14 protein-coding genes are annotated in these 13,698 nt (G+C 68.3%); 9 read left to right on the top strand and 5 right to left on the bottom strand.

What is annotated here, in order from left to right:
* The first annotated feature begins 229 nt into the window (after positions 1 to 229).
* From BDW27_RS01720 to BDW27_RS01730, 3 genes are read left to right on the top strand one after another with little or no spacing between them, the layout of a single operon-like run.
* A complete protein-coding gene (locus tag BDW27_RS01720) occupies positions 230 to 958 on the top strand; it encodes an NUDIX domain-containing protein (RefSeq protein WP_110047940.1) in 729 nt (242 codons plus the stop codon).
* Positions 955 to 2,094: a 5'-methylthioadenosine/S-adenosylhomocysteine nucleosidase gene (locus tag BDW27_RS01725; RefSeq protein WP_110047941.1), complete on the top strand. Its 1,140-nt coding sequence runs from the start codon at positions 955 to 957 to the stop codon at positions 2,092 to 2,094. The genes BDW27_RS01720 and BDW27_RS01725 overlap by 4 nt, the downstream gene beginning before the upstream one ends.
* Positions 2,091 to 4,049 (top strand): hypothetical protein, encoded by a 1,959-nt coding sequence (locus BDW27_RS01730; protein WP_110047942.1) that lies wholly within the window; start codon positions 2,091 to 2,093, stop codon positions 4,047 to 4,049. Before BDW27_RS01725 ends, BDW27_RS01730 begins: the two co-directional genes overlap by 4 nt.
* An 84-nt stretch (positions 4,050 to 4,133) precedes the next feature.
* On the opposite strand, the gene BDW27_RS01735 is transcribed toward BDW27_RS01730, so the two are convergent.
* Positions 4,134 to 4,463, bottom strand: coding sequence for a hypothetical protein (locus BDW27_RS01735; protein ID WP_233515587.1), 330 nt, complete (start codon positions 4,461 to 4,463; stop codon positions 4,134 to 4,136).
* Positions 4,464 to 4,645: 182 nt separating this feature from the next.
* Between BDW27_RS01735 and BDW27_RS01740 the strand changes: the two genes are divergently transcribed.
* Positions 4,646 to 5,272 carry a dihydrofolate reductase family protein gene (locus BDW27_RS01740; protein ID WP_110047943.1) on the top strand — a complete coding sequence of 209 codons (627 nt, stop codon included), beginning with the start codon at positions 4,646 to 4,648 and terminating at the stop codon, positions 5,270 to 5,272.
* Positions 5,273 to 5,653: 381 nt separating this feature from the next.
* Here the strand turns inward: BDW27_RS01740 and BDW27_RS01745 are convergent, their stop codons facing one another.
* Positions 5,654 to 6,691 (bottom strand): DNRLRE domain-containing protein, encoded by a 1,038-nt coding sequence (locus tag BDW27_RS01745; RefSeq protein ID WP_146223239.1) that lies wholly within the window; start codon positions 6,689 to 6,691, stop codon positions 5,654 to 5,656.
* 325 nt (positions 6,692 to 7,016) lie between these two features.
* Between BDW27_RS01745 and BDW27_RS01750 the strand changes: the two genes are divergently transcribed.
* The 3 genes from BDW27_RS01750 (at position 7,017) to BDW27_RS01760 (ending at position 8,883) form a co-directional block, all read left to right on the top strand.
* A complete protein-coding gene (locus BDW27_RS01750) occupies positions 7,017 to 7,601 on the top strand; it encodes a helix-turn-helix domain-containing protein (RefSeq protein WP_110047945.1) in 585 nt (194 codons plus the stop codon).
* A 75-nt stretch (positions 7,602 to 7,676) separates the two neighbouring features.
* Positions 7,677 to 8,366 carry a bifunctional 2-polyprenyl-6-hydroxyphenol methylase/3-demethylubiquinol 3-O-methyltransferase UbiG gene (locus BDW27_RS01755; protein ID WP_233515588.1) on the top strand — a complete coding sequence of 230 codons (690 nt, stop codon included), beginning with the start codon at positions 7,677 to 7,679 and terminating at the stop codon, positions 8,364 to 8,366.
* A 28-nt stretch (positions 8,367 to 8,394) separates the two neighbouring features.
* Positions 8,395 to 8,883, top strand: a complete 489-nt coding sequence (locus tag BDW27_RS01760) for a DinB family protein (RefSeq protein WP_110047947.1) — start codon at positions 8,395 to 8,397, stop codon at positions 8,881 to 8,883.
* Between the two features lie 74 nt (positions 8,884 to 8,957).
* Here the strand turns inward: BDW27_RS01760 and BDW27_RS01765 are convergent, their stop codons facing one another.
* The 3 genes from BDW27_RS01765 to BDW27_RS01775 are packed head-to-tail and all read right to left on the bottom strand — an operon-like array spanning position 8,958 to position 11,838.
* The gene (locus tag BDW27_RS01765) at positions 8,958 to 9,803 is read right to left on the bottom strand and encodes a citryl-CoA lyase (protein WP_110047948.1); all 846 of its coding nucleotides are present in this window, start codon (positions 9,801 to 9,803) and stop codon (positions 8,958 to 8,960) included.
* Positions 9,800 to 11,026, bottom strand: coding sequence for a CaiB/BaiF CoA-transferase family protein (locus tag BDW27_RS01770; RefSeq protein ID WP_017543787.1), 1,227 nt, complete (start codon positions 11,024 to 11,026; stop codon positions 9,800 to 9,802). Before BDW27_RS01770 ends, BDW27_RS01765 begins: the two co-directional genes overlap by 4 nt.
* On the bottom strand, positions 11,023 to 11,838 hold the full coding sequence (locus BDW27_RS01775; protein ID WP_017543786.1) for an IclR family transcriptional regulator: 816 nt from the start codon (positions 11,836 to 11,838) through the stop codon (positions 11,023 to 11,025). Before BDW27_RS01775 ends, BDW27_RS01770 begins: the two co-directional genes overlap by 4 nt.
* 268 nt (positions 11,839 to 12,106) lie before the next feature.
* Between BDW27_RS01775 and BDW27_RS01780 the strand changes: the two genes are divergently transcribed.
* The gene (locus BDW27_RS01780) at positions 12,107 to 13,099 is read left to right on the top strand and encodes a tripartite tricarboxylate transporter substrate binding protein (protein ID WP_017543785.1); all 993 of its coding nucleotides are present in this window, start codon (positions 12,107 to 12,109) and stop codon (positions 13,097 to 13,099) included.
* Entirely contained in the window at positions 13,096 to 13,698 is a 603-nt protein-coding gene (locus tag BDW27_RS01785; protein ID WP_026129110.1) for a tripartite tricarboxylate transporter TctB family protein, read from the top strand. Before BDW27_RS01780 ends, BDW27_RS01785 begins: the two co-directional genes overlap by 4 nt.

Consider the following 13,698-nt stretch of genomic DNA (forward strand, 5'->3'; position numbering starts at 1 on the left):
TCAGGGCCACCTGCGTTCTCGGATATAGGCGTGTTCCTTGGAGGCTCACCTACGGCCAAGCTCGGGAACGCCCGCACGAGGTGAGTCACACCGTCCAATCTTCCCGCAGTCAACACCAACAGCACAGACCACAAAGGTTGACCTCCAGCACTCCGGACTCATTGCAATCATCAGCACCAATTTCCCGAAACAGCTTTTTGTTGAAGTGACGGGAAGCTACTCTCGCCGTATGCCGAACGAAACCTGGCAACCACCCTCCGTGCTGTTGACTGTCGACCTCGTAATCCTGACGTTGCGGTCCTCGATCCTTCACGTACTCCTCATCGAAAGGGGCATCGAACCCCACCGGGGTGAGCTCGCGCTCCCCGGAGGCTTCATCGCCAACGCGAGTGAGGACATCTTCGACGCGGCTCGTCGGGAGCTTCGAGAGGAAGCCAGCCTCGACGCGACGACGCTCCATCTCGAGCAGTTGGCCACCTACGGCCGCCCCGGCAGGGACCCTCGCGGACGGATCGTTTCGGTCGCCTATCTCGCCATCGCTCCAGGGCTCCCGGAACCAGAGGCGGGCACTGACGCGTCGGCTGCCGCTTGGCACCGCGTGGACGAACTGACCTCAGGACGCCGAAGACTCGCCTTCGACCACAGGGACATCCTTGACGACGGTCTGGAACGCGCCCGAGCAAAAATCGAACACACTTCCCTGGCCACGGCCTTCTGCGATGAGACCTTCTCCATAGCCGACCTGCAGCGGGTCTATGAGGCCGTGTGGGGCTTCGAGATCGACTCGCGCAACTTCTATCGCAAGGTCCAGGCCGTCACCGGCTACCTCGTCCCGGCCGGGCCGAAGAGACGGGCGACCAAAGGTAGACCCGCCCGTCTCTTCAAGGCAGGCCCCCAGAAGGTCCTGCGACCTCCGATGATGCGCCCCCTCCCCGAACCCCTGAGCGAGAACGAATGACGAGCGACGACCTCCTGGTGGTCCTGACCGCCCTGAATCTGGAATACGAAGCCGTACGCGAGCGACTCACCCGACCCGACACGTACCTGCACCGTCGAGGTACGAGGTTCGAGATCGGTGCCCTGCCCAGTGGCAGAGGACGTGTCGTCCTGGGACTCACTGGCAAGGGGAACCAGTCCTCCGCGGTCCTGACCGAACGAGCCATCCAGGAGTTCTCGCCCACCGCCCTTCTCTTCGTGGGGGTGGCCGGAGCTCTGTGGGACACCCCGCTCGGCGATGTGGTCTTCGGAACGCACGTGTACGCCTACCACGGCGGGACCAGCGAGGACGACGGGCTCAAGGCTCGGCCCCGCGCCTGGGAGTCCCCTCACGGGATGAGCCAGACCGCCGCGCACCTGGCCAGGATGGACTCCTGGGCGCCAAGGAAGGCCCCGCGACCGCGAGTGCACTTCGGGCCCATCGCCGCCGGAGAGGTCGTGCAGAACTCCCGTATTTCCTACGAGGCGGCCTGGATCAGGCAGACCTTCAACGACGCCCTGGCTGTGGAGATGGAAGGCGCGGGGATCGCTCAGGCAGGACACCTCAGTTCGACCCCGGTCGCGGTCGTGCGTGGCATCAGCGATCACGCGGATGGTGAGAAGGCCACAGCCGCAGACCTGAACTGGCAGCCGATAGCGGCTGCGAACGCCGCTGCCTTCGCTGTAGCACTCGCCGAAGAAATCGTGAGTCAAGAGGAGCCCCCCAGCATGCGAAAAGACAGTGCGGCAAGAGACACCGGCAACGTCACCAACACCGCTCATGGAAGCGTCGGAGTGCAGGCCGGGCACGTGAGTGGCGGAACCTTTCATGTTTCGGTCACCTCCGCTACACCGTCCCCCGGTGACATCTCCGAGAGGCTCTCCGTTCTGCGGGATGAGCTCTCACGCGAGCACGAGGCGGGAAATCTCGACGTCGAGACCCACGAGGCCGCTTCAGAGGAGATCGACATCGCGAGCAAGGGCCTTGAGGAAGCGACGCCCACGAGCAGGAAGTCCTCTCTCCTGGCCCTGAAACGCCTACTTGGATTGCTCGGAGACCTCGCCTCACTCTCCTCGAAGGTCGCATCACTGATTACCGCGGTGAAGGGGCTCTCATGACTGGAGGAGAGACCTTCAACACCGCTGGCCCCCACTCCTTCGTCGGTGTTCAGGCGGGGATCGTCCGGGACTCGACCATCTACGTGGTGGGCCCGGACGATCCGCCCGAACGGCACTTCCAAGTCGGGGTGAAGTATCTGGAACACGGGGTGCCCGACAAGGCTCGGAGCCACATCGAAACCGCGTTGAGCCGGGGGCACGACAGTCCGGAGGTTCGCTTCCATCTGGTGCTCGCGATGCTGAGCAAGCGTTCCTTCCGAGATCTGAACAGGCAGAACCGTACGACGCTGAGCGGCCTCTCCCATCAGCTGGACTCGACGGCTGACGATGAGTGGAACGAAGCGCTGAACGTGGTGTTCATGGTGCTGGCCTGTGTGGACGGTTCCGAGGGCGATCCCGACGCCGCTATCGCCAGGCTGCGGGAACTGCCCGAGACGCAGCGAGAACTCGTCATGCGTCACCTGAGCCTGGTACTGACCGGCAGCATGAAGCAGGGCATCTGGACCAAGTACCGGGACACGGCGTACAGGAACCGCACGGCGGACGGCAGGGTCAACCGGGTCTGGGTATACTTCGAACCCGACCCCGCTCAACCGAGGGCGCAGACCCCTCGACCGAAATCCACCACAGGCTGGGACATCCTCGGAGCGATCCTCCTGACTGCGGCTACTCTCCATCCCCTCTTCCTTCTGCTGAGGGCCGCGCTGAGCCACGGCACCATGATGGCCCTTCTTGCTTGCCTGACCACGGTCGTGTTCGTGCCCGCGGCCGGTTGGCACGTCGCACGATGGAACCACCAGAGGCAGCGCATTATCGCGGCCATGGAAGAGCAGGAAAGCCGCTTCTCTCGGGCCTCTCCTCCCGAGGGTGGTTTCACCGACCATGTGGAGCGCGCCTTCGATCACTACTTCGCCAAATACGCACCCGATCCTGAGAACCGGACCGCGTGGCTGGAGGAGACGAAGGGTGTTCGCCGGGCCCTGCGCGACGAGGTCGCCCGGATCTATCGCGAAAGCGATGTCCGGTCCGGCCAGGTCAACTGGCTCATCCGCTTCATGGTTCGGGATGTGCGTCGGCGATGGTGCGAAGGAACGCCCCTACGACCAGCGGAGATCTATGGCCTCGAGGCCATGACGAAGGTCCGCTGTATTGCCCTGTCTCTGTGCGCCGCTATGGGATCGGTGTTCGTCATTGGATCCGCCTTCCCGGAAGCACCCGTGAGTACGGTCGCGTGTCTCCTTCTCCTGGGTCTGGTCTCGAGGTTCTCAGTCCCCCTCTGGCTACGGCTCCACAGTGAGCAGCGCCGCTACGTTGAGGAGTGGCGGGAACGGGAGGTCACTCTCAGGGGCCGAGAGGAGGAGTACGAGCGATGGTGGAACAAGCTCGCCGCGCTCATGCCAACGGAAGCGGAGATGGAGAAGTGGCTCGAGGCTGACAAGACCCTCATCCTCAACCAGGCACTACGCCACTACCGGTTGGAATGGCACGAGGTCATCGCACACGCCTTCCTGCCCACACCCGATCGTCCGTGCAAGAGCACGAGGGTCAAGGGAGGGCCGTGGCGCTTCTCGAAGTACGAGATCAGGATCTTCCTGGTCACCAACGAGGGAGTCCGGGAATCCTCGGCGGATCTCGATTTCGAAGGTGCCGACTGGCACAGCAGCGAGCGCTACAACTACCGCTTCGACGCGCTCTCCTCCGTTCAGGTCGAGATCTCCAACGAGCACCGCTACACGCTGAACATCACGCTGACGAACGGACCTACCAAGAGTCTTGTCGTCTCAGAGGCTCCACAAAGCCCCGCGCGGCATGAGGAGCAGCCAGAAGCGGCGGCCCAAATCAACCTGGAGGCAGCGGGATTCCCCCACACGCTCCGAATCCTCGAAGGCATCGCGGCGGAGGGTAAACCCTGGTTTGATCGTGTCTCGGAGGCCGATCCTCCAGCCGCCGCCTGACTCGGGCGCTGAGCTCCGTGTGAGGGGCGTGACTTTTCGGGTTCACGCCCCTCACACGGACAAGGCGGGCAGGACCGTAGCCGGTCAGTGGAAGAAGCCGATGATTCCGTGGCCGCGGCTGGCTGCGGTGCGGATCCAGCTCAGGACCGTGGTGACGGACTCGCGCATGGAGGGGTCCTCGATCTCCGCGATCCTCTCCGGGGTCACCGCGCGGGCCTGTTCGTCGGCCAGGCGGACCTTCCCGGCGGTCCACTCGTCACCGTCGTCCTGGTCTCCGGCCAGGTACTCGACCCGCACCGCGTTCACGCCGAGACCCGACAGGGTCTGGTCCACCTTCTCCAGCCACCAGTACTTCACCGGGTAGAAGCAGGCGTTGTGAAGGAAGCTGCCGTGGACCTCGCACTGGTCCCGCACGGTCTCGGGGAGATGCGGTCGAGGTCGACGCTGAAGGCCATCAGTCCTGAACTCATGTCCCGGACGATACGGAGCCCCTGTGACAGTTCGGGTCTCTCGGCGTGGAGACGGGGACGGCGATGACCGCCGTGTGAGACTGGCGTTCTCGTCGGCCCGGTCGCGGCCGTCGGAGAGGAGCCAGCGTGAAGATCACCCTCACCCAGTTCGTCTCCCTCGACGGTGTCAGCCAGGGGCCAGGCTCGGCCGACGAGGACACCTCCGACGGCTTCACCCGGGGCGGGTGGTTCGTGCCCTTCATGGACGCGGCGTTCGTGCGGACCGCGTCGGAGTGGCTCGACCACGCGGACGGGCTGCTGTTCGGCCGGCGCACGTATGAGGCGTTCGCGCGTGACTGGCCGCGGATCACCGAGCCCGACCCGTTCACGGTCAGGATGAACTCGCTTCCCAAGTACGTCGTGAGCTCCACCCTGGAGGAGGGCTCCTGGGACCCGACCACCTTGCTGGGTGGGGACCCGGTCGCGGCCGTGGGCAGCTTGAGGGATCGGCCCGGCCGCGAGATGCAGATCCACGGCAGCGCTCGACTCGGCGGCTTTCTTGTGGCTTCGGGTCTGGTCGACACCCTTCGCCTGGTCGTCGCTCCCACCGTGGTGGGTGAGGGCCGGAGACTGTTCACGCACCCTTCGGGTAGCACCGGGTTCCGGTTGGTCGAGCGGGACCACACCCCGTCGGGGGTGCTCCTGCTGGAGTACGCCTCCACCGGGGCGGCACCGCTGGCGGACTACGAGGGCCTGGACTCACTGACCTCGTAGCCGGACAACGGGCCGTTTCTGGCACGCGAACGCCCGCGGTGGCCCGAAGCACGTCTGTGTGGCACCCAAGCACACAGGTGACAACGGGCCTCCGCGGCTTCCCGAGGCATCACCCCACCGGTGCTGCGTCGGGCACGTCCGGTATGCGGGACGACCGCCTCTCCGGCTGGCGTGGAGCCGGACTGTCCGCAGCGAACGGCCACTGCGCCGTGTGGCCGGTGCGCGGACGGTACCGACTCACCTGCCGCTCGGGAGCTCCCCCACCATGGTGCTCCCCAACGGGCTGGCCGCCGACGCGTTCCTCCGCCCAACGAGGTGACGTGTCGGAGGAGAGGGGTGTCGTCCATTCTCAACCGATTCCCTCGGTCGCCCAACCGGGGGTCAGTCGTCGATCAGTGTGCCGGGTGGGGGTCCCCGAGCCAGGGTCGTGGTCCCCCGCCGATGGTCACCGGTCGTGCGGTCCACCCGTTCCGCCCACGGGGCACGGATCCGCTCGCCGCCGCTCCTGGTCGGGTCGTCGGGCAGGGGGCCTCGGATCAGGAGGTCCGTGGTTCCCACCGGGACGGTGGGAGGCTGTGCAGGGTTCGAGGGTTCGTCGCCCGGGAGGGTGACGTCGTCGAGAGGCGCCGCCGTCTGGGAGGGCGCGATGGAAGTGAGGTCCTGTGCCGGTGCGGGGCCGTGGTCGACCACCAGTACCGGTGGGGTGTCCTCGACGTCGAAGCGGCGCCAGGCGGTGTTCCCGGACTCGTCCGCGGACCCGAGCCTCAGGTGGAGGTGGCGTTCCCCGTTGTCCAGGGCCTGCTGGTAGGCCTCGGTCACGTCGAACTCCACGCCGCCGTGCAGCGGGCAGGCCGCGTGCCCGCCCCGCACGTTCCGGGTGTCGAGCAGCCCTTGGGAGTCCGGCTGGTCGTTCCAGGTGGTGTCCTCGTCGAACGGGTCGACCCGGTGCAACTCCACAGCGGAGTCGCTTTCACAGTCGTAGGACCACGCCACCTCGGTACGCAGGACGGCGGATTCCAGCGGGGAATCGGAACCGAGTTCCACCGGGAAACGGAAAAGGGCCCTGCGAGTGTAGACACGGTCCCAGGCGAGCCGCCCGGTACCCACACTTCCGGTTTCGGTCGCACTGGAAGGCTGGTCCGGAAACGCGCGGTCCACATGGGTCCACAGCGAACTCCCGGCCTCAATTCGGCCACCGTCGTCGTGCGCGGTTTCGGAAGGGTTCACAGCGGAGGTGACACCGCTCCGGTCGCGCGATTCTCCCACGGCCGGGGCGGCCTCGAAGACGCTGGAGTCCGGAGCACTCCCCCCGACAGCGGGGGGCTTCTCGTCAGCAGCGGCGGGGGCGCCCACCCCCAGCGAGAGAACCAGGGCATAGGTCGCACAGGCCGCCGTCGCGCGGGTCAGGGTACGACGCATTACGGTTAGTGCCTACACATTCCAACTACGATCGAAAGCAATTCCGACGAGGCATCGTGCCGCGCCTTCAACTAAGAGGAATTTACCAAATTCACACCGCACCAGACAAACAACGGGGATATATACGCGGACCAAAACCACCATTACCCCACAAGACAAACGAGGGCCACGGGAGGCCTCCCCCGGGGCCGGGAGCGCCTTCGTTTTCCGCCGCCACTCATTCGGTAACAACCAAAACAGGGATCGTTTCAAACCGAAAATCGAAGGCGTTCGACCGCTCCACCGCTCCCCGGATCGGGACCGAACCAAGGGATAGGTTGCGAACATGGAAGGCAACGATCCCGACGCCGAGGTGCTCCGAGCCGTGGGCGCCCGGCTGCGGCGACTGCGTGGCCGTGTGGGGCTGACCCTCGACAAGCTGTCGGAACACACGGGGATCTCACCGAGCACGCTCTCGCGTCTGGAGACCGGACGGCTCCAGCCCGCCCTGGGGCAGTTGCTCCCCCTCTCCCGCGCCTACCGGGTGCCGATCGACGAGCTCGTCGACGCGCCCAGGGTGGGTGACCCGCGCGTCCACCTGCATCCGGTGCGCCGCTTCGGTCTGACGTTCGTCCCGCTCACACAGCGCGCGGGCGGGGTCCAGGCGTACAAGGTGGTCTATCCGCCGTCCCGAGCCCTCCCAGCGCCCGAGCTGCGCACGCACGATGGCCACGAGTGGTTCTACGTGCTCACGGGAACCGTACGGCTGGTCCTCGGTTCCGAACAGGACGTACTGCTGCACGCCGGGGAGGCGGCCGAGTTCGACACCCGGACCCCGCAATGGATCGGCAACCCCGCCGAGCGGGCGGTGGCCGAGGTCATCGCGATCTTCGGGACCCAGGGCGAACGCATCCACCTGCACGGGGGCTGAGGCCCCGCGCACACGCCGTTGCAGATCCGCACGGAACCGTGCACGGAACCGCCCCCGCCGCCCAGCATGGGCGTCATGCGATCCGAAACCGGGGTCCCCTCTCCCGCCCGGGAGTTCTGGGACCGGCAGTACAGCGACGAGAATCCCTCAACACCCCCTCCCCCGCCCAACGCGGCCTTCGTCGCGCTCGCGGGAGAACTGGCGCTCGTACCGGCTCCGCGCCGAAGAGCGCCCCGGGCCCTCGAACTCGCGTGCGGACGCGGCGGGGACGCCCTGTGGTTGGCCGCACGCGGGTGGCGGGTCACGGCGGTGGACGTCTCGGCACACGTGCTCGACGTCCTGGCCGAGCGGTCCAGGCTGGCCGGGGTCGAGGAACACCTCGACCTGGAAGCCCACGACCTGGCGTCCTCCGCGCCCGACACCGGTCCCGTCGACCTCGTCTACGCCAACTACTTCCACACCACGACCGGCCTCGCCAGAGACGAGGTCCTGCGCGCGTCCGCGCGGTCGGTCCGCGACGAGGGAATCCTGCTCGTCGTCGACCACGGTTCGAGCGCACCCTGGTCATGGAACCGGCACGACGACCATCCGACCGCGGACGACCTGTGGCGCTCGCTCGGCCTCGGGCCGGAGTGGACCGCCGTCGTGGTCGAACAACGCACACGACTCGCGCACGGACCCGAAGGCCGCTCCGCGACGGTGGTCGACAACGTGGTGGCGGCACGCCGCCAACCGGGGACGACTCCGCAGACCGAACGGGTCTGATCGCCCGCACCACCACGAAGGGAGCACCATGTCCGCCCGATCACGACGCGACCGCCCACCGCCCAGGACCGGGCCCGGTGAGAAGGAGGTCCTCACCGGATTCCTGGACTACCTGCGCGAAAGCGCCCTGGCCAAGGTCGAGGGGGCGCCGGAGGAACACGTGCGCACCCCTGGCGTGGCCTCGGGGACCAACCTTCTCGGCCTGATCGCGCACCTGACCCGCGTCGAGCGCCGCGTGTTCCTCGGTGAGGAGACCACCGACTGGGCGGCGACGTTCCGTGCCGGTCCGGACCGTAGCACCGAGGAGGTACTCCAGGGCTATCGCGACGCCGTCGCCGCCGCGAACAGGGCCATCGCCGCCTGCGAGGACCTCGGCCGACCCGCGCACGACGGCCGCCGCGGCGGGCCCGCGCCGTCGATGCGGTGGGCTCTGGCCCACATGATCGAGGAGACCGGTCGTCACGCCGGACACCTCGACATCCTCCGCGAGAGGATCGACGGCCAGACCGGCCGCTGATCCCCGTCCGGAACGGGAACGGCCCTCGTCCCGGCCGGTGCGCGCTCGCACCGGCCGGGACGCCCGCGACCGGCTCAGTCGTCGTGGACCTCGCCCGGTAGGCGGGTCGACGGACCGGTGTAACCGGCGAGGACCGTACGCGGGAGGGGGCCCTTGATCCTCGCGCCGCTGTTGTTCTCCTCCCAGGCGTGGGCCAGGATGCCGACCGACCGCGAGAGGACGAAGAGCCCGCGCGCCAGTTCGGCGTCGAAGCCGAGGGAGGCGTAGACGACGGCCGTGGCGCCGTCGATGTTCATGGGCACGGGCCTGCCCCTGCGTCCTTCGAGGGCCTTCTCCAGTGCGAGCGCGGACTCCAGCGGACCGGCGTCGACGATCCCGTCGCGCACCGCGTCCCGCACCATGCCCAGGAGGGGGTCCCGTCGCGGGTCCCTGGGGTGGAAGCGGTGCCCGAACCCGGGGACGTAACCGCCTCTGTCCCGGTACTCGGCCACGATCGCCTCGGCCACGTCGTCGGCGCCGGTGCCGTCGGAGCGCAGTTCGGCCATCCGGTGCAGGAGGGTGACGCACTGCTGCCCCGCGCCCCCGTGCACGTCCCCCAGGAGGTTCACGCCGCTGGCGACCGCGTTGTTGAGCCCCAGCCCGCAGGTGGCGGCCATCCGCGCGGCCGCGATGGAGGGCGCCTGGGGGCCGTGGTCGACCCCGGCCACCAGCGCGGACTCGAGCATGCGGGCCTGGGCGGGCTCGGGCAGCTCCCCCCTGAGCATGAGCCAGACCACCTCGACGAAGCCGTGGCGGCCGATGACGTCCTGCACGGGGTAGCCGCGCAGCTCGATCTCACCGGGGGCGATACGTGTCAGGGAGGTCGACCACCAGTCGCCGATCTCCTCGTGGGTCATGCTCGGGGTGTCAGGAGCGCTCACACCACACCCGCCTCTCTGAGCGCGTTGACCTCGCTCTGTTCGTATCCGGCTTCCTGGAGGACCTGGTCGGTGTGTTCGCCCAGGAGGGGTGGGGAGCGGTCGGGCCCCAGGGAGGTTCCGTCCACGTGCACACCGCTGCCAAGGACGTGCAGTTCACGGTCGTCCCGGCCGGGGAAGGCAAGCGTGCGGACCAGGCCCCGGTGCTCGACGTGTTCGAGTTCGAGGGCTTCGCGGACGCTGAGCACACGGGCCGCGGGCACCCCGGCGGCGGAGAGGACCGCCTCCCAGTCCGCCGCGCTCCGGCCCGCCAGGCGCTCCTCGAGTTCACCGCGCAGCGCGACCCGGTTGGCCTTGCGGTCCTCCCGCGTGGCGAAGCGGGGGTCGGCCACGAGTTCGGATGCCTGGAGGAGGCGGCACAGGGTCTCGAACTGTTCCTGCTTGTTGGCCGCGATGTTGAGCGTGCCCTCGCCGGTGGTGAAGGTGCCGGACGGGGCGGCGGTGGCGTTCTCGTTGCCGATGCGTGAGGGTTCCACTCCCGCCGAGAGGTAGTTGGAGACCCCCCAGCCCATGGCCGTGATGGCGGTCTCCAGCATCGAGACGTCGAGACGGGTGCCCTCACCCGTGCGTTCACGTCGCACCAGGGCGCTGCCGACCGCGAACGCGGCGGCCAGTCCGCCCAGGACGTCGGCGATGGGGAACCCGGCTCGGAGGGGACCGGTCTCCTCGGTCCCGGTGGCGTCCATCATGCCGGACAGCCCCTGGATGATCTGGTCGTAGGCGGGCCGGTCACTCAGCGGACCGTCGGAGCCGAACCCGGACACGGCGCAGTACACCAGGCCGGGGTTGAGTTCGCGCAGGGTCTCCCAGTCGAAGCCCAGGCGTTCCATGACCCCCGGGCGGAAGTTCTCCAGCAACACGTCCGAGTCGCTCACCAGGGTGCGCATGACCTCGCGCCCCGCGTCCGACTTGAGGTTCAGGGTCAGTGACCGCTTCCCCGCGTTCTGGGCGAGGAAGGACGCCCCCACGCGCTCGTCGTTGAGTTCCGAGGAGGCTCCGAGCTGTCGTGCGAGGTCGCCCGCGCCGGGCACCTCCACCTTGACGACGTCCGCCCCCATCAGGGAGAGCTGGTACCCGGCGTAGGGTCCGGCCAGCACGTTGGTCAGGTCCAAGACGCGGACCCCTGCCAGGGGGAGGGCGTCACGCGCGGCTGTCGCGGGGCTCATCCGTTCTCCTTGTCGTCGCTCGCCACGTTTTCCGACCCCGGGTCGAACCCGATCCGGCCGATGCGTTCCGCCGCCTCGCGTACCGCACCGCTGAAGGCGCGGACGGAGGCCTCGGTGAAGCGGGCGGTGGGCCCGCCGACCGCGAGTGCGGCGACGGGCGCGGGACCTCCGGCGGCCCCGTGGACGGGAGCCGCGACCCCGGAGGCGCCGTGTTCGCGTTCTCCGTGGCTGACCGAGTACCCCTGGCTCCGGGCCTCGGCGATCTCGGTGAGCAGGCGGTCGAGGTACTGCGGTCCGTGGGGGGAGGCCGCCGCGACCCTCCGGACCACCGACTCCGGGGCTCCGCCCAGGAGCACCTTGCTGGCCGCCCCGCCCCAGAGGGGCATCTCGTCACCGGTGTTCACGACGTGGCGGAGCCGTTGGGGCCCCTCCTCCTGGGCGACGCAGACACGAACGGTGTCCGCGCGCACGTAGAGGTTGACCGTCTCGGAGGTCTCGACGGTGAGGTCCCGCATGATCACGCGGATCGACTCGGGCACCTGCCAGACGGCGTGGGCCAGGCGCGCCCAGCGGAGCAGTCCCGGTCCGGCTCCGACCCGGCCGTCCGAACCGGACCAGAGCAACCCGCGTTGTTCGAGGGTGCCGACCAGGCGGAGCACGGTGGTCTTGGCCAGCCCGGTCAGTTCCACCAGCTCACGTGTGGTGTAGCGCTGGTTCCTCTCGTCGTAGAGGTCCAGCAGGTCGAGCGCGCGCACCACGCTGCGCACTCCCCCTTCGGTGTCCCCGGCCATCACACTCCCGTCGTGGTCCACCTGATGGACTCATTGGACTACTAGATGGTCTTACTGGGGGTCAGGCTAACCCACGGACGCAGGAACCGCCAGGGGCACCCGGCAACCGGTCCGCCCAACACAGAACCTCTGCCCAGGCAGGACACACCCCAGCGCACGTGACGACTTCGTTAAGGAAAGATTTCCCGGACGCATTGACACACCCCCGAGTGATTTGCATCATTCTCTGAACCAATCAGCGGCCCATTGAGTCCACCTGGTGGACCAGTGGGGTCGAGAGGGAGTGAAGATGGACAAGCAGCGCACCCTGCGTGCGGTGGGGGCCGTGTGCGCGACCCTCGTCGTGGGTGCCGCCGCGGCGAACGCCGCGCTCTCGCAGACGCACGACTCCGAGGCCCGCGCCCGGGTGGACATCGTGGTGCCCGCCGACCCGGGCGGCGGCTGGGACCTCGTCGCCCGGGAGGCACAGCACGCGATGCGTCTGAACGACATCGTGGCCAACACCCAGGTCGTGAACCTGCCCGGGGCCGGGGGCACGATCGGCCTCGCCCAGACGGTGCGGCGCGAGGGCGAGGCGACCACCCTGATGACCACCGGGACCGTCATGATCGGCGGCATCATCGTCAACGACTCCGCCCAGACGCTGGAGGACGTCGTGCCCATCGCCCGGGTGGCGGACGACTACGAGGTCTTCGTGGTCCGTGACGACTCACCGCTCCAGGACATGAACGACCTGATCGAGGCCTGGGAGGACGACCCCGGAGCGGTGGCCGTGGGCGGCGGTTCGCTCGGGGGCACCGACCACCTGCTCGCCGGGCTCGCCGCCCAGTCACAGGGCCTGCGTCCGACCGACGTCAACTACATCCCCTTCGCGGGCGGCGCCCAGGCGCTCACCTCCCTGCTCTCGGGCAGCATCGACGTGGGTGTCTCGGGTTACAACGAGTTCAGCGACCAGGTGGAGACGGGGAGTCTTCGGGTCCTCGGCGTCTCCGCCCACGAACGGGTCACCGGCCTGGAAGAGCACCCCACCCTCCCCGAACAGGGCGTGGACGCCGTGCTCCCCAACTGGCGGGGCTTCATGGCGCCGCCCGGGATCACCGAGGAGGAGCGCGCCGAGCTGACGGCCATCGTCGAGGAGATGGTCGCCACCCCCGAGTGGCAGGACACCCTCGAACGCAACCGGTGGGACGACACCTTCCAGTCCGGTCCTGAGTTCGAGGCCTTCCTCAAGGAAGAGATCACCCGTATCACCGAAGTCACCAAGGACCTGGGGCTGTCATGAACCCACTGAGAGAACCAGCGCCACCCGCGTCACCGGGGTCGGCCACCTCCCACCCGGCCCGTTCCTGGTTGCGGGGGCGCAGCGAGGTCTTCGTGGGCCTGCTCGTCGTCGGGGTCGGTGTCTTCCTGGCCGCGCAGACCACGGCCATGCACGTCCCGGACACCTCCACCGGGCCCGGCCCCCAGCTCTTCCCGGGGCTGGTGTCCGGACTGATGGTGGTGCTCGGAGCGCTGCTGGTCGTCCAGGTCTCCCGCGCCCCGGCCGTCCCTCCGGCGAACGGGGACACCGGCACGGAGAGCGCGGGGATCGTCGGTGACCTGGTCGAGGGCCAGGAGACCCGGCGCACCGCGACCCACAGCGACTGGCGCACGGTCGGTCTCGTGCTGGGTTCGGTCATCGCCTTCACCCTGCTGCTGCAACCCCTGGGCTGGCTGCTGTCCGGAGCCCTGTTGTTCTTCGGTGTCAGCACGGCGTTCGGAGGCAGGCGCTCGCTGTTCGAGGCGGCGGTCGCGCTGGTCTACTCGGCGGTCGTGCAACTCGCGTTCGTCGCGGGCCTGGGCCTGAACCTCCCCTCGGGGATTCTGGGCGGGGTGCTCTGA

The organism is Nocardiopsis sp. L17-MgMaSL7 (assembly GCF_003182025.1).
Lineage (GTDB): Bacteria > Actinomycetota > Actinomycetes > Streptosporangiales > Streptosporangiaceae > Nocardiopsis > Nocardiopsis prasina.